The sequence below is a fragment of the Actinomadura verrucosospora genome (assembly GCF_039540335.1).
GTDB classification, from domain to species: Bacteria; Actinomycetota; Actinomycetes; order Streptosporangiales; family Streptosporangiaceae; genus Spirillospora; species Spirillospora verrucosospora.
Map to the genome: position 1 here is coordinate 117,137 of NZ_BAABEV010000019.1, position 21,888 is coordinate 139,024.

At 74.0% G+C, this 21,888-nt stretch carries 22 protein-coding genes and 1 rRNA gene; 9 read left to right on the forward strand and 14 right to left on the reverse strand.

The annotated features are described in order from the left end of the window. Positions 1–42: 42 nt before the first annotated feature. The 3 genes from ABD944_RS21660 to ABD944_RS21670 all read right to left on the reverse strand — a co-directional run bounded on the left by ABD944_RS21660 (position 43) and on the right by ABD944_RS21670 (position 2,604). Entirely contained in the window at positions 43–819 is a 777-nt protein-coding gene (locus tag ABD944_RS21660) for an ABC transporter permease (protein ID WP_345179163.1), read from the reverse strand. Next, a complete protein-coding gene (locus tag ABD944_RS21665) occupies positions 816–1,808 on the reverse strand; it encodes an ATP-binding cassette domain-containing protein (RefSeq protein ID WP_345179165.1) in 993 nt (330 codons plus the stop codon). Before ABD944_RS21665 ends, ABD944_RS21660 begins: the two co-directional genes overlap by 4 nt. A 151-nt stretch (positions 1,809–1,959) precedes the next feature. Then, entirely contained in the window at positions 1,960–2,604 is a 645-nt protein-coding gene (locus tag ABD944_RS21670; protein WP_345179167.1) for a PadR family transcriptional regulator, read from the reverse strand. 102 nt (positions 2,605–2,706) lie between these two features. Between ABD944_RS21670 and ABD944_RS21675 the strand changes: the two genes are divergently transcribed. The 3 genes from ABD944_RS21675 to ABD944_RS21685 all read left to right on the forward strand — a co-directional run bounded on the left by ABD944_RS21675 (position 2,707) and on the right by ABD944_RS21685 (position 5,473). Then, positions 2,707–3,663, forward strand: a complete 957-nt coding sequence (locus tag ABD944_RS21675) for a hypothetical protein (protein ID WP_345179170.1) — start codon at positions 2,707–2,709, stop codon at positions 3,661–3,663. Between the two features lie 63 nt (positions 3,664–3,726). Next, on the forward strand, positions 3,727–4,764 hold the full coding sequence (locus tag ABD944_RS21680; RefSeq protein WP_345179172.1) for an MBL fold metallo-hydrolase: 1,038 nt from the start codon (positions 3,727–3,729) through the stop codon (positions 4,762–4,764). Positions 4,765–4,834: 70 nt separating this feature from the next. Continuing rightward, positions 4,835–5,473, forward strand: a complete 639-nt coding sequence (locus ABD944_RS21685) for a pyridoxamine 5'-phosphate oxidase family protein (RefSeq protein WP_345179174.1) — start codon at positions 4,835–4,837, stop codon at positions 5,471–5,473. A 75-nt stretch (positions 5,474–5,548) separates the two neighbouring features. Here ABD944_RS21685 and ABD944_RS21690 read toward each other — a convergent pair whose 3' ends face one another. Further along, positions 5,549–5,737: a DUF5302 domain-containing protein gene (locus ABD944_RS21690; protein WP_345179176.1), complete on the reverse strand. Its 189-nt coding sequence runs from the start codon at positions 5,735–5,737 to the stop codon at positions 5,549–5,551. 142 nt (positions 5,738–5,879) lie between these two features. Between ABD944_RS21690 and ABD944_RS21695 the strand changes: the two genes are divergently transcribed. Then, positions 5,880–7,280 (forward strand): cytochrome P450 family protein, encoded by a 1,401-nt coding sequence (locus ABD944_RS21695; RefSeq protein WP_345179177.1) that lies wholly within the window; start codon positions 5,880–5,882, stop codon positions 7,278–7,280. 30 nt (positions 7,281–7,310) lie between these two features. On the opposite strand, the gene ABD944_RS21700 is transcribed toward ABD944_RS21695, so the two are convergent. Further along, a complete protein-coding gene (locus ABD944_RS21700; RefSeq protein WP_345179179.1) occupies positions 7,311–7,670 on the reverse strand; it encodes a DUF7668 domain-containing protein in 360 nt (119 codons plus the stop codon). A 97-nt stretch (positions 7,671–7,767) separates the two neighbouring features. Between ABD944_RS21700 and ABD944_RS21705 the strand changes: the two genes are divergently transcribed. Next, complete coding sequence (locus tag ABD944_RS21705) at positions 7,768–8,175, forward strand: DUF2795 domain-containing protein (RefSeq protein ID WP_345179180.1); 408 nt, start codon at positions 7,768–7,770, stop codon at positions 8,173–8,175. 16 nt (positions 8,176–8,191) lie between these two features. On the opposite strand, the gene ABD944_RS21710 is transcribed toward ABD944_RS21705, so the two are convergent. From ABD944_RS21710 to ABD944_RS21725, 4 genes are all read right to left on the reverse strand, one after another. Continuing rightward, positions 8,192–9,706 carry an FAD-dependent monooxygenase gene (locus tag ABD944_RS21710; protein ID WP_345179181.1) on the reverse strand — a complete coding sequence of 505 codons (1,515 nt, stop codon included), beginning with the start codon at positions 9,704–9,706 and terminating at the stop codon, positions 8,192–8,194. A gap of 105 nt (positions 9,707–9,811) precedes the next feature. Beyond that, the gene (locus tag ABD944_RS21715; protein ID WP_345179184.1) at positions 9,812–11,413 is read right to left on the reverse strand and encodes an acyl--CoA ligase family protein; all 1,602 of its coding nucleotides are present in this window, start codon (positions 11,411–11,413) and stop codon (positions 9,812–9,814) included. 76 nt (positions 11,414–11,489) lie between these two features. Then, complete coding sequence (locus ABD944_RS21720; RefSeq protein WP_345179185.1) at positions 11,490–12,353, reverse strand: hypothetical protein; 864 nt, start codon at positions 12,351–12,353, stop codon at positions 11,490–11,492. Positions 12,354–12,402: 49 nt separating this feature from the next. Next, a complete protein-coding gene (locus ABD944_RS21725; RefSeq protein WP_345179187.1) occupies positions 12,403–13,557 on the reverse strand; it encodes a cytochrome P450 in 1,155 nt (384 codons plus the stop codon). A gap of 78 nt (positions 13,558–13,635) precedes the next feature. Here ABD944_RS21725 and ABD944_RS21730 point away from each other — a divergent pair, with 78 nt between their 5' ends. Next, entirely contained in the window at positions 13,636–14,178 is a 543-nt protein-coding gene (locus ABD944_RS21730) for a hypothetical protein (RefSeq protein WP_345179189.1), read from the forward strand. Here the strand turns inward: ABD944_RS21730 and murA are convergent. From murA to ABD944_RS21750, 4 genes are all read right to left on the reverse strand, one after another. Further along, positions 14,175–15,476 (reverse strand): UDP-N-acetylglucosamine 1-carboxyvinyltransferase, encoded by a 1,302-nt coding sequence (gene murA / locus ABD944_RS21735; protein WP_345179191.1) that lies wholly within the window; start codon positions 15,474–15,476, stop codon positions 14,175–14,177. The genes ABD944_RS21730 and murA overlap by 4 nt on opposite strands. A gap of 84 nt (positions 15,477–15,560) precedes the next feature. Then, positions 15,561–16,184, reverse strand: coding sequence for a LysE family translocator (locus ABD944_RS21740; RefSeq protein ID WP_345179193.1), 624 nt, complete (start codon positions 16,182–16,184; stop codon positions 15,561–15,563). Positions 16,185–16,238: 54 nt separating this feature from the next. Beyond that, on the reverse strand, positions 16,239–17,264 hold the full coding sequence (locus ABD944_RS21745; protein ID WP_345179195.1) for a M4 family metallopeptidase: 1,026 nt from the start codon (positions 17,262–17,264) through the stop codon (positions 16,239–16,241). A 161-nt stretch (positions 17,265–17,425) separates the two neighbouring features. After that, positions 17,426–18,019, reverse strand: a complete 594-nt coding sequence (locus tag ABD944_RS21750) for a TetR/AcrR family transcriptional regulator (protein WP_345179197.1) — start codon at positions 18,017–18,019, stop codon at positions 17,426–17,428. Positions 18,020–18,082: 63 nt separating this feature from the next. On the opposite strand from ABD944_RS21750, the gene ABD944_RS21755 reads away from it, so the two are divergent. The 3 genes from ABD944_RS21755 to ABD944_RS21765 all read left to right on the forward strand — a co-directional run bounded on the left by ABD944_RS21755 (position 18,083) and on the right by ABD944_RS21765 (position 21,326). After that, on the forward strand, positions 18,083–19,315 hold the full coding sequence (locus tag ABD944_RS21755) for an MFS transporter (RefSeq protein ID WP_345179199.1): 1,233 nt from the start codon (positions 18,083–18,085) through the stop codon (positions 19,313–19,315). Between the two features lie 232 nt (positions 19,316–19,547). Further along, the gene (locus ABD944_RS21760) at positions 19,548–20,804 is read left to right on the forward strand and encodes a cytochrome P450 (protein WP_345179202.1); all 1,257 of its coding nucleotides are present in this window, start codon (positions 19,548–19,550) and stop codon (positions 20,802–20,804) included. Positions 20,805–20,819: 15 nt separating this feature from the next. Then, entirely contained in the window at positions 20,820–21,326 is a 507-nt protein-coding gene (locus tag ABD944_RS21765) for a tetratricopeptide repeat protein (protein ID WP_345179204.1), read from the forward strand. 466 nt (positions 21,327–21,792) lie between these two features. Here ABD944_RS21765 and rrf read toward each other — a convergent pair. Further along, positions 21,793–21,888 (reverse strand): 5S ribosomal RNA (gene rrf, locus ABD944_RS21770); the annotation flags it as partial.

Consider the following 21,888-nt stretch of genomic DNA (forward strand, 5'->3'; position numbering starts at 1 on the left):
CCGGCGCGCGCGGCCACCGGAACCCCCCGGGCCTCTCCCCCGTCACCGGGACTTCTGATAGCTCCGGAGCGAGTGGACCGCGAGCCCGACCGCGGCCGCGGTCAGCACGAGCAGCCATCCGCCGTGCGCCGCGACGGCGGACCAGTCGGGATCCTCGGCGAGCGCGCCGCGCGACGCGTCCAGGGCCCAGCTCACCGGGTTGCCCGCCGCGACGTGCCGCATCCAGGCCGGCATCAGGCTCTTCGCCATGAACGCCGACGACAGGAACGTCAGCGGGAGCAGCAGCATCACGTTCAGGCCGATGATCGTGTTGCGGTCGCGCACGAGCAGCGCGAGCGTGTTGGACAGCGCGGCGAGGACCACGCCGATCAGCACCGCCGCCGCGACCAGCACGGCGACGCCGCCGGGACCGCCGGGGTAGTGCGCGCCCGCCGCCCGGCCCAGCGCGATGATCACGAACGACTGGAACGCCGTGCTGAGAGCCTGCTCGATGACGCCGGCGTTCGCGATCGCGCCGCGCCGCACCGGCGCGACGAGGAACCGGTCGAGGGTGCCGCGCTCGATCTCGTCCATGGTCGCCATCCCGGCGAACGAGTTCAGCGAGACCGCGTTCATGACCACCACGCCGGGGACGATGTAGTCGAGGTAGGACTGCGCGCCGAACCCGGGCAGCTCCGCCACCTTCCTGAACAGCTGGCCGAAGAGGAACAGCCAGATCATCGGCTGCGCCAGCGTCATGACGACGACGGCGGGACTGCGCACCAGCGCGGTCAGCCGGCGGTGCGTCATCCACCAGGTCCCGGTCACGAGCGCGGTCATCGGACGCCTCCGGCAGCGGTCTCGGCGGGGTCGGGTGCGTCGGCCCGCGCGAACCGCCGTCCGGCGTAGCGCAGGTACACGTCGTCCAGCGAGGGCCGCGCGACGGTCGCCGCCGCCGCGGGGACGCCCGCCTGGTCGAGGGCGGCGAGGACGGCGGGCACGGTCGACGCGCCGTCGTCGGCGCGGGCGCTCAGGCGCGGCCCGTCCAGGACGATCTCGCGCACGCCGGGCAGGCGGCCGAGGGCCTCCCGCACCGGCGGCTCGGGCGGCGCCTCCCGCCACTCCACGTGGACGGCGTCGCCGCGCAGCTCGCCCTTGAGGGAGTCGGGGGTGCCCTCCACCACGACGCGGCCGCGGTCGACGATCGCCAGCCGCCGCGCGAGCCGGTCGGCCTCCTCCAGGTAGTGGGTGGTCAGCAGGATCGCGAGCGCGTCGTCGCCCGCCAGCCGCGCGATCTCGGCCCACATCGACGCGCGGGCCTCCGGGTCGAGGCCGGTGGTGGGCTCGTCCAGGAACAGCACCCGCGGCCGGTGAACGAGGCCGAGCGCGACGTCGAGGCGCCGCCGCATCCCGCCGGAGTAGGTCTTCACCGGCCTGTCCGCCGCGTCGTCCAGCCCGAACCGGGCGAGCAGCTCGGCCGCGCGGCCGCGCACCCGCGCCCCGCCCATCCCGTGGAGGCGGCCCTGCAGGACGAGGTTGTCGCGGCCGCTGGCATCGGGGTCGGCGCCGGACCGCTGGGACACCACGCCGATGACGTGGCGGACCCTGTCGGGCCTGCGCAGCACGTCGTGCCCGGCCACGGCCGCGGAACCCGCGTCCGGCCGGACGAGCGTGGTGAGGATCTTGACGGTGGTGGACTTGCCCGCCCCGTTGGGGCCGAGCAGCCCGAGGATCTCGCCCGGCCCGACCGTGATCGACAGGCCGTCCAGGGCCCGGACGTCGCCGGGGTAGTTCTTCACGAGGCCCTCGGCCTCGATGGCATGCGCCATGTTCTCCTCCGTGCCAGGAAACGTGCCGCACGAAGGGCCCCGGATAGGCTGGTGTCGCGTCACGCCGCCAGGGCCCGCCTCGCGCGGGTTCTCGGTGGTGGGTCCGGGCCCGGCGGCGGTGTTGCAGCACCGCCGCCGGGCCTTCCGCTCGCTAGTCCTCGGGGGCTCCCCTCTCCGCCAGCTCGGCGATCTCGGGCGGCATCTCGCCGGTCGCGTGGAAGGAGCGCCACAGATCGAGGTGCGGCAGCGTGCCGTCCTCGATCTCGGCGAGGAAGCCGCGCACCCACGCGGCCTCGGCGCGCCGCATCGCCAGGTCGTACTCGGTTTCCAGCAGGAAGAGGCGCGGCACCTCCTTCTCGCCGTCCAGGGCGGCCTGGTCGGCGGCGATCTCCCGCTCCATGGCGTCGAGGCGGCCGCGCAGCAGCGCCGCCACCTCGTCCGGGCCGAGCGCGCCGAGGACCGAGAGCCCCGCCTCGAACCGCGGCCGCTCGCGCTCGGGGACGCCGATCAGCTCCCGGACCCAGTCGGCCAGCTCGTCGCGTCCCGCGTCGGTGATGCCGTAGACGGTGCGCTCGGGCCTCGCGCCTTCCCTGGCGCTGCCCTCGACGGCCAGGAACCCGTGCTTCTCCAGGTTGCCGACCACGGTGTAGAGCGAGCCCCACTTGATGTCCATGTCGCGGTCCTTGCCGCGGGCGCGCATCAGGGACGCCATCTCGTACGGGTGCATCGGCCTGGCGGAGACGGTCGACAGCACGGCGAGCCCCAGCAGGTTGCTCACCTTGCGCCGCTTGGCCATCCCCGCCTCCTCGTGAACGAGTATTCGTGCACGAGTATTGCATCCGCGGCCGCCTCCGTCCACCCCCGATGCACGCGCACCCGGCGCGGGTAGAGATCGGATGTGGACTTCTCCAGTGCGGCCGACGACCTGTACGGCGTCCTGCCCGCCGACTTCGTGGAGACCCGGAAGCGCCTGGCGCAGGAGGCCAGGAAGGAGGGCGACGCCGCGCTCGCCAAGCGGATCGGGGCACTGCGGCGCCCCACGCTCTCGGCATGGGCGGTGAACCTCCTCGCGCGCTCGGCCGCGGACGAGATCGCCGGGCTGCTGGACGTCGGCGAGGAGATGCGGGCGGCCTGGGGCTCGGGCCGCGGCCTCGGGGACCTGGAGCGGCGGCGTGCCGGGCTCGTCGCGGCGCTCGTGCGGACCGCCGGCCGGCTCGCCGCGGACGCGGGCAACGCGCTGCGCGAGCAGGCGGTCCGCGAGGTGGAGGACACGCTCCAGGCGGCCACCGTGGACGCCGCCGTCGCCGAGGAGGTCCGCGAGGGGCGGCTGTCGCAGCCCCGCAGCCACTCCGGGTTCGTCCCCGCAGGGTTCTCCACGGCACCCGCGGACCGGGAGGAGGGCGCGAAGGCGAAGCCCGCGGACAGGCCCGCCCGGCAGAAGCCGCCGCCCGAGAAGAAGGCCGAGCCGGAGAGCAAGGCCGAACCGCAGAAGAAGGCCGAGCCGGAGAGGTCGAACGTCACGCGCACGAGCGCCGCCCGCGCCAAGCGGGCAGAAACGCTGCGCAAGCGCGCCGAGCAGGCCGAGGACAAGCTGGCCGAACGTGAGGAGCGCGCCGACGCCGCCCGGCGCGAGGCGCGGGAGGCGTCCGCCAGGGTGGGGCATCTCCGGCACGAACTGGAACGGGCGATCGCCGAGCGGGACGCCGCGTCCAGGAGGGCGGACCGCGCCGAGGAGAACCGCGCCCGCGCGGAGGAGGCCGCGCGCGAGGCCCGCGAGGCCGCCGCCGAGGCGCGCCGCGCCGCCGACCGCGATCCCCACTCCGCACGCCCCGCCCCGAAGGCGGGGCGAGGATAAAAGGGATCTCCGGGATGAAGTAGGTTCTTCCCGAACGCGATTCGACAATAGAGGGGGCACGCGGTGGCGGCACCGGTCGTGGAGCAGCCGACTGACTGGACCGAGCCGGGCGCTCATCCGGTGGCGCCGGGGGTGCACCGGATCCCCCTGGGCCTGCCGATCCCGTCGCTGCACGCCGTCAACGTGTACGTCATCGAGGACCCCGAAGGCCTCGTGGTCGTGGACTCCGGCTGGGCCATGCCCGACACGGAGGCCTCGCTCGAAGGCGCCCTCGCCACCCTCGGGCACCGGCTGGACGACGTGGCGCAGTTCCTCGTCACCCACGCCCACTGGGACCACTACTCGCAGGCGCTGGCGCTGCGCGAGTCGTTCGGGACGCGCGTGCGGATCGGGCGGGGCGAGCGGCCGTCGATCGAGGCGTTCGACGCTCGCCGGGGGCTGCACCCCCGGCAGGTCGAGCTGCTGCGCCGGTGCGGCGCGGACGAGGTGGCCGACGAGATCGCCGGCAGGCCTGTGGAGCGTTCCGAACGGGACGTCCCGCACACCATGCCGGACGCGTGGCTGGACGACGGGGAGCGCGTCGCCCTGACCGGACGGGGCCTGGACGTGTTCGCCACCCCCGGGCACACGCGCGGCCACGTCGTCCTGCGGGACGCGGCGGCCGGGCTGCTGTTCGCGGGCGACCACATCCTGCCGCACATCACGCCGTCGATCGGGCTGGAGACCGAGCCGGAGCCGAAGCCGCTGCGCAGCTACCTGGAGTCGCTGCGGCTGGTCCGGGACATGCCCGACACCGTGCTGCTGCCCGCGCACGGCCCCGTGCGGCCGAGCGTGCACAGCCGGATCGACGAGCTGCTGGAGCACCACGCCGAGCGGCTGGACGCCGCAGCCGCGCAGGTGCGCGCCGGGCGCGCCACGGCCTTCGAGGTGGCGACCGCGATGCCGTGGACGCGCCGCAAGCGCAGCCTCGGCGACCTGGACGCGTTCAGCCGGATGCTGGCCGTGCTGGAGATCGAGGCGCATCTGGACGTCCTCGCCGACCGGGGCGTTCTGGACGCCCACGAGGAGGGCGGCGTCCGCCGCTACGCCGCGCGGCGCTGACTCCCCGGGCCGGGCGCCCGGAGACGCCCGGGTTAGGCTGATCTTCGATTCCCCGGCGGAAGGAGCGGCGATGACGGTCGCCCCCGAGTTCACTGCGATCACCTCCGCGGCGGAGCTGCGCGAGCTTCTCGGCGCGCCGATGCGGCGGGCGGTCGACAAGGAGCGGGTCGCGCTGCACGAATGGGACCGCCGGTGGCTCGCCCGGTCCCCGCTCTGCCTGATCGCCACCAGCGACGCCGCGGGGAACTGCGACGTCTCCCCCAAGGGCGACCCTCCGGGCTTCGTGCACGTGATCGACGACACGACGATCGCCATCCCGGACCGCCCCGGCAACCGCCGCGCGGACGGGTTCATGAACGTGCTGAGCAACCCCCACGTCGGCCTGATCTTCCTCGTGCCGGGGCGCGGCGAGACGCTGCGGATCAACGGCCGGGCCACGCTCGTCAGGGACGCGCCGTTCTTCGGCGAGATGGTCGTCAAGGGGCACCGGCCGGCGCTCGCGCTCGTCGTGGACATCGAGCAGATCTTCTTCCACTGCGCGAAGGCGCTCATGCGCTCACGGCTGTGGAAGGCGGAGTCGTGGGATCCGGAGGCGCTGCCGCCGCACGCCCGGATCGTCAAGGACGTCCAGTACACCGAGGAGAGCGTCGAGGAGCTCCGGGAGTACTACAGCGAGGCGAACTACAGCAAGAAGCTCTACCAGGCCTGACACGGCCGGGGCGGCTGAGGAGACGGAACGACCCCCGCGCGTTCCGCGCGGGGGTCCTTCGGCGGTGCGGCCCGGTCAGCCGCTCTTGCGGCGGAACTGCCGCTGGTGGTCGGCGCGCTCGTGGGTGCCGCGCACCTTCGAGCCGCTCCGGCCGCCGGAGCCGGCGTTCTTGCTCTCCGCGCCGCGCTTGCGCTCCAGCGCCTCCCGGAACCTGCGCTTCACCTCGTCCTCGCCGTCTTCGGGCGCTCCTTCGGAGTCGGCCATGCGGACCTCCAGCTCTTGTATGGGCACCCCTAGCGTCACACACCCCGCGGTGGACGCGGGCCCGTGCACGCCGAAAGATCGCCGTGGGAGATTCCAGCATAAACCGGCCATCGGCAAACGTTCTCTCCTAGGGTTTGTGCACGTGGAGCCCCAGACGCCGCAGGCCGAGCCCGTCCCCGCCCATCCGCCGCTGGAGGCGCTCGCCGTCCAGCCGCTGCTGAACCCCGACTACGAGTCCCGGCCCGCGGCGTTCTACGAGCGGCTGCGGGCGGAGTACGGTCCCGTCGCTCCGGTCGACGTCCTCGGGGTGCCGGTCTGGCTCGTGGTCGGCTACAGCCAGACGCTCGACATCCTGCGCGACCACCGCGGGAACTGGAGCCGGCGGGTCGGCGCCTGGCGCGCGTACCGGGAGGGCGCGGTCCCGGCCGGCTGGCCGATGCTGCCGGTGGTCGAGTCCGACAACTGCGGGTTCCGCGACGGCGCCGACTCCACCCGGCTGCGCGGCGCCTGGAGCGAGGGGCTGCGGCCGTTCCAGGACCGGAGCCGGCCGGAGGCGAAGGCGCTGGAGCTGGCGGTCCGCCGGTACGCCGACGAGCTGCTCACCGTGATCTCCGAGAGCGGCGGCCGGTCCGGTTCGGCGGACCTGTCGGCGCAGTACGCGCGGCCGCTGCCGCTGATGGTGATCGGCCGGCTGCTCGGCTCGGAGGCCGACGACGGCGACGAGCTGATCCTCGACCTGTGGCGGGTGATGGACGCGGGCCCGGACGCCCAGGAGGCGTCGGCCCGGCTGATCGCACGGGTCGCGGACCTGTGCGCGGCCCGGGTCGCCGCCCCCGCCGAGGACCTGCCGTCCTTCATGCTCGCCGCCGTGCCCGACCTGACCGCCGAGGAGCTGACCGGCGAGATGGCGATGATGACCGGCCTCGTCGGCGACGTGACGGGAACGCTCATCTGCAACACCATCACCGAGGTGCTGATCGGCGAGACCGGCGCCCGCGACAGCCTGTCGGCCGGGATGCTCCAGGAGGCGATCAACCGGGCCGCGGCCGCCAACCCGCCGATGGCGAACCTGGCGTTCCGGTGGGCCAAGGCCGACGTGCGGCTCGGCCGGTTCCAGATCGCGGCGGGCGACCCGGTCATGGTCTCGCCCGCCGCCGCGCACCAGGACCCGGCGTTCGCGGCGGGCGGCGCGCCCGACTCGATCTACAGTTCGCGCGCCCATCTGGCGTGGAGCGCCGGCCCGCACGCCTGCCTCGGCCGCGACCTCGCCACCACCATCACCACGATCGCGGTGGAGCGGCTGTTCGAGCGGTTCTCCGGGCTGCGGCTCGCGCTGCCCGCCGACCAGCTCGCGTGGCGCTCCTCCCCGCTGATGCGCGGCCTGCGGTCGCTGCCGGTCACCTACGAGCTGGCCGGAAACCCGCCCGAGCCGCGGCCCGCCCCCGCCGCCGAGGAGGCGGCCGAGCAGGAGGCGCCGGACGAGGGAGGGCAGGCCTCGCTGGTGCGGCGCGTCCTGCGGATGATGCGGCTGTCGCAGTCCTGACCGGCCTCGTCCACCGCGGAACGCGCCGGGTCACCCGGCGGCGGGCTCCCCGATGCCGTCCACCTCGACGGTCCACACGCCGTCCATGACCTCGGTCAGGGTGAGCCGCAGCACCAGCGCGGAGCGTCCCTCCGCCGCGGTCCACAGCGGGAGCGCCACGCGGTAGGCGCGCTCCCCGCCCGACACCTGCTCGACCCCGGTCACCTCCAGGTCCGCGAAGGCGTCGTCGGGCGGGCTGATCAGTTCGCGCCCGGACGCGGTCACCGCGTCGGCCATCTGCGCGGCGCTCAGCCTGCGCCCCTCGGTGAGGGTCTCAAGCTCCTCGTAGTCGCCGCGGACCAGCAGCCCGACCACGACCCGGACCGCGTTCACGCCCTCTTCCGCCAGCATGCGCCACACCGTACCGCGCCGCCGCCGCGAGACCGCCCGCATGTTTGGACACGCGCGCCCGGGAACGTTCCGTCCGGTAGACGGCAGGGAGGAAGAGATGCCAGACAAGAGCGACAAGCACGGCGCGAAGCTCGACGAGGAGATCGGCCGCGAGACCCAGGGAATGGTCAGGGGCGGCCACCCCACGCACGCCGAGGAGTTCAAGGAGACCGAGCCGTTCTCGAACGACTACCCCGCCGACCCGGCCGCGGCCACCGCCGGGGACCGCGAAGGCTCCCCGCCCGGGATGAGCGCCCAGGACGTGGAGGGCCGCAGCGCCCTGGCCCGGATGCTCAGCGGCGTCCGCTACCCGGCCCGCCCGAACGAGCTGGTCCGGCACGCGGCCGAGGGCGGAGCTCCGGACGGGGCCCTCGACCAGCTGCGGACGCTGCCGAAACGCGAGTACGAGAACATCGCCGACGTGGCGGAGCAGCTCGGCTACGGCCGCGAGGAGCGGCGCTACTGACCGGACTGACCGGCCACTACTGAGCGGCACTGCTGATCTCGGCGCCGCGCCCGCACCACCGGCCCAGCGCGTCCCGGATCGCCGCGGCGCGGCGGTCCGGGGCCGTCTCGTCGGTCGCCCAGGCGATGTAGCCGTCCGGGCGCACCAGTGCGGTCGTGCGCGTGGCGCCGCCGGCGACGGCGCAGTGCACGCGCCCGGCCCACCGCTTCGTCGCCAGGTAGGTCACCGCGGGGTCGTTGGCGGCGACGACCAGGACGAACCGCCCGTCCCTTAGCAGCCGGAACAGGCTGCCGGCGCCGCCCGCGAGCGGGACGTCCGGGGCCCGCCTCCCGGTCAGGGGATGCGAGCCGCGCGGCGCCGGGTAGGCGATGTCGATGCCGGAGACCGCGGCGGCGACCCTCCGCGCGGCGGGCGGGACGCGGGTCGCCGCGAACGCCGCCGCGGCGCGGGCGGCCCGCGCCCAGCGAGGCTCGGCGAGCGTGAACCGCAGCAGCGCGCCGCTCCTGCGCAGGACGACCCTCCCGACGGGATGCCGCTCCTCGTGGTAGCTGTCGAGCAGCCATGACGGCGCCCACCCGTGCAGTTCGGCGGCCAGCTTCCACCCGAGGTTCGCCGCGTCCTGCATCCCGGTGTTCATGCCCTGGCCTCCCGCCGGCGAGTGGACGTGCGCGGCGTCCCCGGCGAGGAACACCCGTCCCACGCGGTAGCGCGGGACCTGCCGCTCGTCGCTGTGGAACCGGGACGTCCAGCGCGCGTCCCGCATGCCGTGGTCGGTGCCGAGGGCGCGCCGGACCACCGCGCGGAGCTCCTCCATGTCGACCGGTTCGGAGTCGGGCGCCTGGTGGCGGCGGTTCCACGCGATCACCCGGTACCAGCCCTCCCCGAAGGGGGCGACGAACGCGAACGCGTCGCCGACGGCTCCCGCGGTGAGCGCGTCCGCGGGCGCCTCGTCCAGCCGGACGTCGGCGAGCATCACCGACCGCACTACCGCGCGGCCCGGGAACGGCAGCCCGAGCGCCCGCCGGACGGTGCTGCGGACGCCGTCGGCGCCGACGGCGTAGGACGCGCGGAACGTCCGCGTCGCGCCGTCGGCGGTCCGCGCGTCGACGTCCACGCCCGCCGCGTCCTGGCGGAGCCCGACGGCCTCGGCGCCGTGCACGATCTCCGCGCCGGCGGCCACGGCCCGCTCCTTCAGGACGCGCTCGGTCTCGTACTGCGGCGTGACGAGGACGTAGGGGAAGCGGCCCGGCAGCCGGGACATGTCGAGGTCGGTGGAGCCGAGCAGCCGCAGCCGCCCGGCGCGCGTCCCCGTCGCGACCAACTCGTCGGCGATGCCGCGCACGTCCAGCATCTCCAGGGTGCGGGCGTGCACGGCGAACGCCCGCGTCAGACCGGTCGTCTCCTCGGCGCGGCACTCCAGCACCGTGCAGCCGATCCCGGCCGCGGCCAGGTCTCCCGCCAGCAGGAGCCCCGTGGGGCCCGCCCCCACGATCAGCACGTTCCCGGTCGAACCGTCGGTGGGCGGCATCATGCTCCCCTCTCGCTCGCACCCGGCGGCCCGGATGCCCGGCGCACAGGACACTTCCCGCGAACCGCCGCGCCTCACATGGCGGCAGCCCTTGCGGCGGCGGGGTTCTCAGCCCTGGACGCGGCGGTCGCGCCCCGCCCACTCCCGCTCGCGGAGCTGGAACTTCTGGATCTTCCCGGTGGACGTCTTGGGCAGCTCGGCGACGAACTCCACCGTGTCCGGCGCCTTGTAGCGGGCGAGGCTCCCCCGGACGTGCTCGACGAGTTCGGCCTCGGTGGCGGTGCGCCCGTCGCGCAGGACCACGAACGCCTTGGGGCGCTCTCCCCACCTGTCGTCCGGGACCGCGACGACGGCGACCTCCAGCACGGCCGGATGCGAGTCGATCGCCCGCTCGACCTCGACCGTGGAGATGTTCTCGCCGCCGGAGACGATGATGTCCTTGGACCGGTCGCGCAGTTCGACGTAGCCGTCGGGGTGCCGGACGCCGAGGTCGCCGGAGTGGAACCAGCCGCCGCGGAAGGCGTGCGCGGTGGCCCGCTCGTCCCGGTGGTAGCCCTTCATGACGTTGTTGCCGCGCATGACGATCTCGCCGAGCGTCGTCCCGTCGGCCGGGACGTCGTTCATGTCGTCGTCGACGACGCGCAGCCCGTCGGTCTGGATCATGCCGACGCCCTGCCTGGCCAGCAGCCGGGCCCGGTCCCCGGCGGCAAGCCCCGCCCAGCCGGGCTGCGGCTCGCACACCGAGTAGGGCCCGTAGGTCTCGGTCAGCCCGTACACGTGCACGATGTCGGCCCCGAGCCCCTCCATCTGCCCGATGATCGTCGGGCTGGGCGGCGCGCCCGCCGTCGTGACGGTCAGCGGCCGCTCCAGCGGGTGCGCCTGCGCCGCGTTCGCGATCGTCACGAGGACGGTCGGGGCGCCGTTGAGATGGGTGACGCCCTCGGTGTCGATGAGCCGCCAGATCTCCTCGGCGACGACGGCGCGCAGGCACACCTGCGTCCCGCCGATCGCGGCGAGCGCCCAGGGCGTGCACCAGCCGTTGCAGTGGAACATCGGCAGCGTCCACAGGTAGACGCTCTCGGGCGTGTGCCGCGAGTGCACGACCTCGCCGAGCGCGTTGAGGTAGGCGCCGCGGTGCGTGTAGACGACGCCCTTGGGCCGTCCCGTGGTGCCGGACGTGTAGTTGATCGAGATGGCGGCGTTCTCGTCCCGGACGGCCCAGGGCAGCGGATCGTCCGAGCCGCGCGCCGTCAGCTCCTCGTAGCCGATGCCTCCGACCGCCGGGTCGGGGTCGGCGCCGGCCGCGGGGATGGTGACCGTCAGGGGCAGGCCGCCCGCGAGCGGCGCCACCGACGGATGCAGCCCCGCGTCCACGACCAGCGCCTTCGCCCCGGAATGGTCGAGGATGTAGCGGATCTCGTCCGGCGCGAGCCGCGTGTTGATCGCGACGAGCACGGCCCCGGCGAGCGGCACGGCGAAGTGCGCGACGAGGAGCTCGGGGATGTTGGGCGCCAGGTAGGCGACCCGGTCCCCGGGCCCGACCCCCGAGGCGCGCAGCGCGTTCGCCAGCCGGGTCGTCTCGGCGGCGAACTCCGCGTAGGTGGCGCGCCGGCCCCCGTGGGCGTAGGCGGTCTTGCCGGGGAACACCTGCGCCGACCGTTCGAGGAACGCGAGCGGGGTGAGCGCCGTGTGACCCGGGCCGTTGTCCATCGGAAGCCTCCGGTGCCGTCGGATTGGCCTGCGCCTCCAGGATCCCACGCGCACCCGTCCCGCACCCGGACGGCGGCTAGCGCTCGGCGTTGCGGGTCAGGACGGAGACCGCCCTGACGGTGGTGTACCCGCGCCACTCCAGTTCGGCGGCGGGCGAGTAGGACGCGAAGTCGACGCGCCATCCGCCGTCGTCCTCCTGCATGCCGTCGAGCCGTCGAAGCTCGGCGGCCACGACGTCCGGCTTGAACAGGGACCGGGCGGGGCGTCCCGGGAAGGGCGCGAAGTCGAGCGGGCGCAGCGTCTCGTCCTCAAGGCCGCCCTCCACGTGGACGAGGCCGTCGTCCGGGATGTGCTCGCCGAGCAGGGCGACGGCCTCGGTGTCCTCGACGGCGTCGGCCAGCCACATGGCGAACTCCGCCTCCAGGGCGTGCAACGTGTCCTTGGCGCGGACGGTGTCGAGGCAGTAGCGGGTGGCGCGGTCGAGCCAGGGGTGCCCTGCCACCGCCGAGTCGTGGACGGCGACGCGCTGCGCCATGGCCGCGACCACGGAGGTGATCTGCAGGGAGGAGGTCCCGGGGTCCGCCTCCACCCAGAACGGCGCACACCCAGCGGGGTCGGGGATGTGCAGAGCGAACGGCAGGCCGCCGTCGGGCAGCGTCACGGATTCCAGCCAGTCGCAGAGCGCGGCCGCCTCCGGCGCCGTCACCGGCGCGAGCTCCTCGAAGACCTCGAACGCGTGCAGCGCGGGGCCCGGCTGGCTCGTCCGCGACCGCAGGTCCGGCTCGAGGCCGTGGCCGTATCCACCGTCGGGGTTCCGGTAGGTGTTGAGCGCGGCGAGCAGCGCGTCCCGGTCGCCCTCCCCGGTCAGCAGGTCGAAGCGGCGGCGGTCCAGGGGACGCGCGTGCATGGCCATGAAGTCGGACGCCTTGGTCAGATCCATGCCTCAAGCCTGGCCGCCGCAGGCTCGCCCGTCTTGTAGGTTTCGGCCATCACCAGGTAAGGAACAGCTCCTTGGGCGAGCGGTGGATCAGGCTCGGCAGCATCTCCACCGGCTCCTCCACACGCAGGCCCGGCAGCCGGGCGGTCAGCTCCTCCAGCGTGACGCGGACCTGCTCGCGGGCCAGCTGCGAGCCCGGGCAGGCATGGACTCCGTGCCCGAACGCCAGGTGCCGCGCCGGCTCGCGGGCGATGTCGAACTCGTCGGGGCGGTCGTGGGCCCCGGCGTCGCGTCCGGCGGCCGCGAACGCGACGAAGACCTCGGCGCCCGCGGGCAGGTCGGTGCCCGCCACCCGCACCGGCCGGGTCGTGACCCGGCGGAACCCCTGGATGGCGGTGTCGTAGCGCGCGGCCTCCTCGACGGCCGCGGGGATCAGCTCGGGCCGGGCGCACAGCAGCTCCCACTGCTCCCGGTTCCGCAGCAGGTGCAGCACCGCCGTCCCGATGAGCGCCGTCGTCGTCAGGTGCCCGGCCAGCAGGATGTTCTGCAGGTTGGAGACGAGCGTGCCGTGCGGCTCGATCGCGCGCACCATCTCGCCGCACAGGTCGTCGCCCGGCTCCCGGCTCTTCACGTGCGCGTCCAGCACCCGCTTCATGTCCGCGACCCGTTCGGCGGCGGCGACCTGCTCGTCCGTGCTCATCGGCCGGAAGATCAGGTCCTCCGCCCGGTAGCTGCCCTCGATGAGAGCCGGCACCTCGTCCGGGTCGATGCCGAGCATGTGCCCGATCACCTCGCCCGGCAGGACGCGCGCGTACCGTCCCATCAGTTCGACGCGGCGGTCCCCGGCGAAGGATGCGACGAGTTCCCGGGCCCGGCGGGTGATGAACGGGAGCGCCGCGGCGACGCGCTTCGGCGACAGCCCGCGCGTCAGAGGCTCGCGCACCCGGCGGTGGTCGGCGCCGTCCGCCGTGAGCACGACGGGGCGGCCCTGCGGCAGCGACCGCAGCACGGCGACCGCTTCGGGTCCCGGCACCACGTCCGGCCGCAGCGCGTTCGCCGAGGAGAACGTCTCCGGGTCGCGCAGCACCGCCCGCGCGTCGGCGTGCCGGGCGACGAGCCAGGCGTCCAGCTCGGGCACGAAGGTCAGCCCCTCGGTCTCGCGAGCCCGGGCGTAGAACGGGTACGGATCGGTCCGGTCGAACTCCACGGCGCCCCCTCCAGCGTCTGATCACCACCGTAGGAAAAGGAAATGCGGCGCGGGAAGGCTCCGGCCTAGCCTGGCCGGGTGGACGTGAGTTTCGAGCGGACGGGTGAACGCCGGTACGCCACCGTCGTCAGGCTCCCCGGCCGGCACCCGCGCCGGATGGATCCCGCCCCCGGCTACGACGACCAGATCCCGCACGACCTCGTCCACTACCTGGTGGAGGCGGAGCTGGGCCTCACGTCCGGCGTGTTCGGACGCGCCGCGGCGGGCGGCGGCGAGGGCTTCAACGAGACGGTCGAGGCGTCCGGTGACGCGCGGCGGCGGGCCAGGGAGCAGCGGCGGCTGAAGAAGCGGGAGGCCTTCCTCAACCGGTCCGACCCCGGCGACATGGGAAGGTCGGAGCACCTGGCGGGCCTGTGCGACCTCGCCTGGCGCCGCCGCGCCGGCGCCCGGACCCCCGCGTGGGCCGAGCGCCGGCCGATCCCGCCCGAGGACAGGCCCGCGGTCGACCGCGTGCTGGCCCGGCTGGACGAGCTGTCGCCGCTCTGGCGCGACCTGCCCGTCGGCGGGTCGCTCACCTTCGCCTGGCCCCGGACGACCCCGTCCACCGGCCTTCCGTCCTAGCCCGCCCGCAGCGACAGGCCCAGCGTCTTGAACTGCTCGACCGGACGGTGGTAGCCGCGCTCGATGTGGTGCACGCCGCGGAGCGTGGACGGCCCCTCCGCGACCGCTGCCGCCAGGACCGCCGAGAACCCGGCCCGGATGTCGGGCATGGTCACGTCGCCGCCGCGGAGCTTGGTCACCCCGCGCACCACCGCCGAGTGCAGCGCCGCCGTGTCGTGGTACCGGCAGGCGGGGCCGCCCAGGCACGTGTCGTAGACCTCGATCTCCGCGCCCATGCTCTGCAGCGCCGGGACGTAGGCGAGCCGGTTCTCGTACACGGTCTCGTGCAGCACCGACATGCCGTCGGCCTGGGTGAACAGCACCATCAGCGGCGTCTGCCAGTCCGTCGCGAACCCGGGGTGGGTGTCGGTCTGCACCGCCGCGGGACGCAGGCCGCCGGGAGCCGACGCCATGATCCATTCGTCGGTGATCTCGAACTCGGCGCCCATCCTGGTCAGCGTCGTGATGGCGGTGACGAGCCGGTCCTGCTGGCACCCGTGCACCCGCACCTCGCCCCCCGTCACCAGGCCCGCGACCAGGTAGGAGAACGCCTCGATCCGGTCGCCGCCCAGCCGCGTCTGCGCGCCGCTCAGCCGCTCGACGCCCTCCACGACGATGCGCCGGTCGGGGGCGAAGGAGATCCGCGCGCCCATGCGCTGCAGGAACAGCGCCAGCTCGGTGATCTCCGGCTCGGTCGCCGCGTTGCGGATGACGGTCTTGCCCTCGGCCCGCACCGCCGCCAGCAGCACCGTCTCGGTGGCGCCGACGCTCGGGTACGGCAGTTCGATGCGCGTCCCGACGAGGCGTGTGGCGTGCGCGTGGATCCCGTCGGAGGCGTGCGACACCTCGGCCCCGAACGCCCGCAGCGCCTCCACGTGGAAGTCGACCGGCCGCCGCCCGATGGGGTCGCCCCCGACCAGCGGCACGAACGCCTCTCCGGCCAGGTGCAGCAGCGGGCCCAGCATCAGGATCGGGATACGGTTCAGCCCGGTGAACGCCTTGCCGACGCTCGGGTCCGACACCGGCCCCGGCACGACGGTCACGTCGCCGCCGGACCTCTCCACGGTCATCCCGACGTGCTCCAGCATCCCCGCGGTGATGCCGACCTCGCCGACGTCCGGCGCGTTGCCGATCGTGCTCGGCCCGTCCCCGAGCATCGCGGCGACCATGTGCTTGCTGACCGCGTTCTTCGCCCCGCGCACGGTGACGTCCCCGCGAAGCGGCCCCGACGGCTCGATGTGCCACACCTTCTCAGTCACCCGAGCAGCCTACGGCGTCCAGGGCGGCCGCCCACCGATTTCGTCGCAACCCCGGCGGTCCGCCGGGTGACGCGGATCACCGGGTCAGGGCCGGTCGACCAGCAGGTCGGCGGCGAAGCCGAGGAAGGCCGCCCCGCTGAGCCGCTCCAACCGCCGCCGCAGCGACGGGCGCCGCAGCCGCTCCCCCATCGCCGCGGCCGCGCCCGACACGAGCCAGAACCAGACCGCCAGCTCGGCCACGTCGATCGCGGTGAACAGGACCGTCATGCCGAACACCGGCGCCCCGTCCGGCATGAACTGTGGGACGAGGCTCATGTAGAAGACGCCCGCCTTGGGGTTCAGCAGGTTGGTCCCGATCCCTGCGCGGAAGGCCGCACGCCGTCCTGCGGCCACGACGGGCTCCGGAGCCTCGTCCTCGCCCCTCCGCCTGACACCCCAGAGCGCCCTCGCTCCGAGCCAGACCAGGTAGGCGGCGCCGCAGACCCGCACCGCGGTATAGGCGACATGCGAGGCGGTCAGCAAAGCGGTCAATCCGGCCGCGGTCGCGAGCCCCCACACCGCGCAGCCGGTCATGATGCCGAGCGCCGCGGCCAGCCCGCAGCCGCGTCCATGCGCGGCGGAGGTCCGCAGCACCAGGAACGTGTCGAGCCCCGGCACCACGTTGACGATCACCGCTGCGACGGCGAAGGCGAGTGCGGCCGTGATCATGAGCGAATGCTACGACGCCCCTGACGGCCGCACCACGCCCCCGGACTCACGGGGTCACAGGATGCCCCGCGCGGCGAACGCCTCCCGCGCGGACCGCGCGGCCGCCGCGCCGTAGAGGCGCTGGGCCGCCGCGACGGTCGCCTCGGCGGCGGCCTTGAACGAGGTGTCCGGCGCGAACGCGAACTGCGCCTCGACGATCAGCGTGCTCGCCTTGGTGTCGCCGAGCGACCGGCGGATGTCCCAGAGGGCGCGCGACCAGATCTCACCGTCGGCGTGGACCTCACCGCGAACGTCCTCGGGGTAGTGCTTCGTCCCGTCCAGCCTCCGCAGGCAGTGCGTGGGCCCGGACGTGTAGGAGACCGAGTCCCAGTCGGCGACGCACGGCTCCGGGGTTCTGGTCGGTGTGCCGGTCGCCCAGCTGGTGACCGCCACCGCCAGGTAGTCGCCGAACGCCTCCCCGATCGCGCCCGACTCCAGGTTCGTGCCGAACCCGGTGACCTGGCCGTCCTGCACGGAGTGGCCGTACTCGTGGACGATCACCTCGGCGTCCTCGGCGTCGTCCACCCCGCCCTTGCCGAGCGTGATGTTCGCCTTGTCGGGGCGGAAGAAGGAGTTGTCGCCGCCGTACTGGTTGATCCGCATCTCGATCTGCCGCTGGTTCACCGGGCGCAGACCGGACCCGAACCCGAGGTGCTGCAGGTAGCGCTGCGCGGTCGTCACCCAGTAATAGCCCATCACCTGCTCGAACTGGTCGGAGTCGCGGTGATAGGCGGGCAGCGCGCCGCCGTCGATCCGGGCGGCGCTGCCGGTCTCGCTCTTGACGCGCACGTACCGGCCGGTGAGCGAGCCGGACCCGTCGAGGTCGGTGAGGGTCACCTGCCGGTAGGCGGGCGCGAGGGCGGCGTAGTCGGCGTCCTTCGCGTCGGTGAGGGACTGGTCGCCGAGTTGCTGGACGGGGTTGGGGGAGAAGGCGGTCCCGGTGGCGGTCGCATCGAAGTCCGCGGCGGACGCCGCCGGCAGCGCGGCCATGAGGGGAAACGCGGCCACGGCCGCCAGGGCGAAACGTCGTGTGTTACGCATGGGCGGACGGTACGGCCAGGCCCCGCAGGGGGACAGGTCCAATCCGCGCCGGGTCCAAGTCTGTCTGGCATCGCCCGTTGGCGGTCCCGAACACTGGCGACGTTTGTGCTGGTGCCCGCACCGAGGGCGGGAGTAGCACGGCGTTCCAGGCACGACGGCGGTCAGGACGTCGAGGCGGCGCTCTCCGTCCAGGAGTCGGCGAGCGCGCACAGCTCCTCGAGCGCCGCCTCCACGCGCTCCCGGTCGCCGGTGGTGAGGAAGTCGGTCTGCAGACCGGAGTAGGCGCCGTTGAGGAACGTCGCCTTGACGCGGGCGGGACCAGGGGCGAGGCCGCGGGCGGCCAGAGCCCCGGCGACGAAATCGGCGCGTTCCGCCAGGAACGCCGGAACCCTGTCGCCGATGCGGCCGGCCGCCGCGAGCCCTTCGATCTCGAGCACGAGCCGGGTCCGCGCGATGTTCTCCGGGGCCAGGTGGCGGTCCCAGGAGTCACGGACGATGGCGCCGATTCCGCGCGCGGTGTCGTCCCAGCCCTCGGTCGCGTGGAGCTGCTCGTGCTGGACCTCGTCCAGGCGCTTCAGCAGGCCGGCGAGGAGCGCGTCCTTGTCGGCGAAGTGGTGGGTCAGGACGCGCGTGCTCTGCCCGAGCGCCTGGGCGATCGGACGCATCGACAGGCCGGACATCCCGTGCTCGGCGAGGTGGTCGAGCACCGCGTCGAGGATCTCGGTGCGCCGGTGGGGGTCGCGCGGCCTCGGCACTGGCGGGTTCCCTTCCGTGGTCGGGCGTCCAGCCTATAGGGTAACGACTGTTACCTTAACTGCATGCCCCTCATCCGACGCCCCGGCGGCCGGCTCCCGATCGCCGCGCTCGCGCTGACCGCCTTCGCCCTCCAGACCGACGACTTCGTGATCGTCGGCGTGCTGCCGTCCATCGCGCACGGCCTGTCGGTCGGCGAGGCCTCGGCCGGGCAGCTCGTGACCGTCTTCTCCGTCATCTGCGCGGTGATCGCGCCGGTGGCGGCCGTGGCCACGGCGTCCTGGTCGCGGCGGCGCCTGCTGACCGGCGGAATGCTGGTGTTCTGCGCCGCCAACCTCGCCGTCCCGCTCGCCGCGTCGTATCCGGCGCTGATGGCGCTGCGGGTGCTGGCCGCGCTCGCCGCCGCGGTCGTCCTGCCCGCCGTCTTCGCGGTCACCGCCGCTCTCTCCGCACCGGAACGCCGGGGCCGCGACCTGGCCACCGTCATGGCCGGGCTGACCGGCGCGGTCGTCGCCGGCGTCCCGCTCGGAACGTGGGTCGGCGCGGCGCTCGGCTGGCGGGCCACGTTCGTGACGGGCGGGCTCCTCGGCCTCGCCGCCCTGGCCTTCCTGCGCGCCGCCGTGCCGGAGACGGCACCGCCGCCCGCGGCGGGCCTGGGCGAACGACTGCGGCCCCTGGCCCGCCCAGCGATCCTGTACGTGCTGCTCGCCGCCGTCGCCGCGGTGCTCGGCAACCTGATGCTCCAGACGTACCTGGCGCCGTTCCTGGACGACGTCGCGGGCGTGACCCCGTCCGGCCTCGGCGGTCTCCTGGTGCTCACCGGCGTCGCGGGCATCGCGGGCGGTCGTCTCAGCGGCGCCCTGGTCGACCGCTTCGGCCCGGTGAGGACGTTCGCCATCGCCGTCGCCGCCTTCACCGCGGCGATGGCGGGACTGGCGCTGGCCTGGTCGCTGCGCCCGGCGCACCTGGCATTCGTCCTCGTCCCGCTCCTGGTGTGGTCGGCGGCGGCCTGGGCGGTGCCCCCGCCCGTCCAGACGCGCCTTCTGGCGCTGGCCGGTGCGAAGACCGGCCCGCAAGTGCTGGCGCTCAGCAGCAGCGCCGTCTACGCGGGCGCCGCGCTCGGAGCGGGCCTCGGCGGCTGGCTGCTCGGCACTCTGGGGTCGGGCTCGCTGCCGCTCGCCGCGGCGGCCTGCTCGCTGGGAGCGTTGGGCCTTTTCGGACTGGCTCAGCGCGGCGCATCCGAACCCGTCCCGGACGGCGGGCTCGGCGCCGCCGAGGGCCGCGGGGCGAACGTCTGACCTGCGGGGCGGCCGCGCCGGTGCGAGTGTGTGGGTTGGCACCGGCGCGACCATGATCCCGACCGCGGTCGAGCGGTCCAATTCTGCCGCATCCCAGGTTGCACAGGGGTTGCGCCGCCACCAGGTGTCGCCGACGCCACAGGAACCTCGCCGCGGGGTTGACGGGCCTGGGCAGGTCGCGGAGTTTCGAGGCGGACAGGCGATCATCCCAGCGACAGCCGCGAGGAGCCACGTGACGTCGACCGATCACCCGCGCTACCCGTTCCCGTGCCAGGACGTCCCGGTCGACGGTCGTCGCCCCGACGATCCGATGGGGCTGTCCCCTCTCTACGAGGGGCTCGCGCCCGTCACGCGGGTCCGCCTTCCGGAGGGGCACGAGGCGTTCCTGGTCACGGGGCACAGGGAGTGCGTGCGCGTCCTGCGCGAGCAGGACACGTTCCGCCGCGCGGGCGCCGACGCGATCCCGCCTTACCCGCCCACCTCCCCGACGATGCTGGCACGGGACGGTCGGGAGCATCGCGTGCACCGGGACCTGGTCGGCAACGCCTTCGCACCCGCCCGGATCGACCGGTACCGGCCCACCGTCGACCGGCTCACCACCGGGCTGCTCGACTCGCTCGCCCGGGCGGGCGGCCCGGTCGAGGTCAACGAGCAACTCGCCCTGCCCCTCACTCTCGGCGTCATCGGCAGCGTGATGAATCTGCCGGACGACGACCTGCCGCTGTTCAGGAGGTGGGGCGACATGTTCCTGTCCACGGGCGAGGACCGCGCCGCCGAGAACGAGCGCGCGGTGCTGGAGATGAGCGGCTACATGGCCGAGCGCCTCGGCGGACTCATGGCGGACGCGGAACCCGGCTCCGAGGAGGGCGGCCTCCTCTCCGTGATCGCCGCCAACGCCGTCGGCCGGCGGACGGCCCTGGAGGAGGCGGCGCTCCTGGCGGCGAGCGTCGTCATCGCGGGATGGGAGACGACGGCCGCCGCGATCGCGGGCTTCCTCTTCCGGCTGCTCACCACCCGGCAGGACGGTGGCGAGACCCTCTACCGCCTTCTCGCGGCCCATCCCGATCGCATCCCCGGCGCGGTCGAGGAACTGCTGCGCACCACCCCCGGCACCGCGTTCGAATCCGCGCAGCCGCGTCGGGCCGTCCGCGAGGTGGAACTCGGGGGCGTCCGGCTGCGCGAGGGCGACCTGGTGATTCCGGCGACCGACCGCGCCAACCGCGATCCGGCCGTGTTCGAAGACCCCGAGCGCATCGACCTTGGGCGCGCCCGGAACCCCCACCTCGCCTTCGGAGCCGGCCCCCACGTGTGCCTGGGCGCGCCGCTGGCCCGCCTGGAGCTGACCACCGTCCTGCGCGAACTGACCCGCCGCTTCCCGGATGCCCGGCTGCATCACGCACCGCACGAGGTCGTCTGGAACACCGTCACGTTGATCCGCCATCCGGCGGAGCTCTGGCTCGACCTGGAGCCGCCGGAACGGGACGGGTGACCTATCCTGGCCACCATGATCGATCCAGCGCCCGATTGGGAACAGCGCATGGCCGGCCTCTGGGGCGCCTTCGACGACCACGAGCCCGCCGACTTCCTCCGGAAGGTCCAAGCCCTGACCGCCGAGCTTCCGCCCGGCGACGCCGTCGGCGAGTACGAGCTGGCGTCCGCGCACGACTCGACCGGCAACGAGGCGGAGGCCGCCGACCACTACCAGCGGGCCTTCGCCGCCGGCCTCCCCGAAGCGCGGCGCAGGCAGGCCGTGATCCAGTACGCCAGCACGCTCCGCAATCTCGGCCGGGCCGAGGAGAGCGTCGCCCTCCTGACCGCGGAGCGCGAGGCCGGCTCGGACGAGCTCGACGACGCCGTCACCGCGTTCCTCGCACTCGCGCTCACCGACGTCGGCCGCGAACGCGAGGCGGCGGGCCAGGCGTTGGGCGCCCTGTCCCACCACCTCCCCCGCTACAACCGCTCCCTCTCCAACTACGCGAAGGCCCTGACCCAGGACGACCCCACCAGCTAGGCGTCGCATCCCGCAGTTCTGTCGACGCGGACGCCGGACGATTGGCCGCTCTAGGCGGTGCGCCCGCGATGGTGGCTGCAACCACGCAGAAAGCCAGGTCCGCGGCGCGTCGGTGTCGCTGGTCTAGAAGCGGACGTAGGCCCATCCCAGTGCGGTTTGCTGTCCTACCCCCAGACCACAGGACTGGCCCGGCCCAGGGCTAGCCAAACGGCACGGCATAACAACGCGACCCGTGCAGCGGAAGGCACTTGCGACAGGACATGGTTCGCAACTCGCTCCAGCGCCGCCGGGCCCCGACGGCGTGACAGCCGGCGAGCCGCCCGTGCGCGCGGCCATAACCTCGCGACTGCGGCATCGCGTGCACGCGCCCCCGGTCGATGACCGCACCGCCAAAAGGTCCGAGTGTCATCATCTGCTGAAATGAGAAAGGCCCCGCCGGTAACGGCGGGGCCTTTCTACAATATGTGTCCGGCGGCGTCCTACTCTCCCACACGGTCTCCCATGCAGTACCATCGGCGCTGAAGGGCTTAACTTCCGGGTTCGGGATGGGACCGGGTGTTTC

Coding starts and splice junctions, on each gene's coding strand:
- ABD944_RS21660 (WP_345179163.1), bottom strand. CDS start 819: ATGACCGCGCTCGTGACCGGGACCTGGTGGATGACGCACCGCCGGCTG.
- ABD944_RS21665 (WP_345179165.1), bottom strand. CDS start 1,808: ATGGCGCATGCCATCGAGGCCGAGGGCCTCGTGAAGAACTACCCCGGC.
- ABD944_RS21670 (WP_345179167.1), bottom strand. CDS start 2,604: ATGGCCAAGCGGCGCAAGGTGAGCAACCTGCTGGGGCTCGCCGTGCTG.
- ABD944_RS21685 (WP_345179174.1), top strand. CDS start 4,835: ATGACGGTCGCCCCCGAGTTCACTGCGATCACCTCCGCGGCGGAGCTG.
- ABD944_RS21690 (WP_345179176.1), bottom strand. CDS start 5,737: ATGGCCGACTCCGAAGGAGCGCCCGAAGACGGCGAGGACGAGGTGAAG.
- ABD944_RS21700 (WP_345179179.1), bottom strand. CDS start 7,670: ATGCTGGCGGAAGAGGGCGTGAACGCGGTCCGGGTCGTGGTCGGGCTG.
- ABD944_RS21705 (WP_345179180.1), top strand. CDS start 7,768: ATGCCAGACAAGAGCGACAAGCACGGCGCGAAGCTCGACGAGGAGATC.
- ABD944_RS21710 (WP_345179181.1), bottom strand. CDS start 9,706: ATGATGCCGCCCACCGACGGTTCGACCGGGAACGTGCTGATCGTGGGG.
- ABD944_RS21715 (WP_345179184.1), bottom strand. CDS start 11,413: ATGGACAACGGCCCGGGTCACACGGCGCTCACCCCGCTCGCGTTCCTC.
- ABD944_RS21720 (WP_345179185.1), bottom strand. CDS start 12,353: ATGGATCTGACCAAGGCGTCCGACTTCATGGCCATGCACGCGCGTCCC.
- ABD944_RS21740 (WP_345179193.1), bottom strand. CDS start 16,184: ATGATCACGGCCGCACTCGCCTTCGCCGTCGCAGCGGTGATCGTCAAC.
- ABD944_RS21745 (WP_345179195.1), bottom strand. CDS start 17,264: ATGCGTAACACACGACGTTTCGCCCTGGCGGCCGTGGCCGCGTTTCCC.
- ABD944_RS21755 (WP_345179199.1), top strand. CDS start 18,083: ATGCCCCTCATCCGACGCCCCGGCGGCCGGCTCCCGATCGCCGCGCTC.
- ABD944_RS21765 (WP_345179204.1), top strand. CDS start 20,820: ATGATCGATCCAGCGCCCGATTGGGAACAGCGCATGGCCGGCCTCTGG.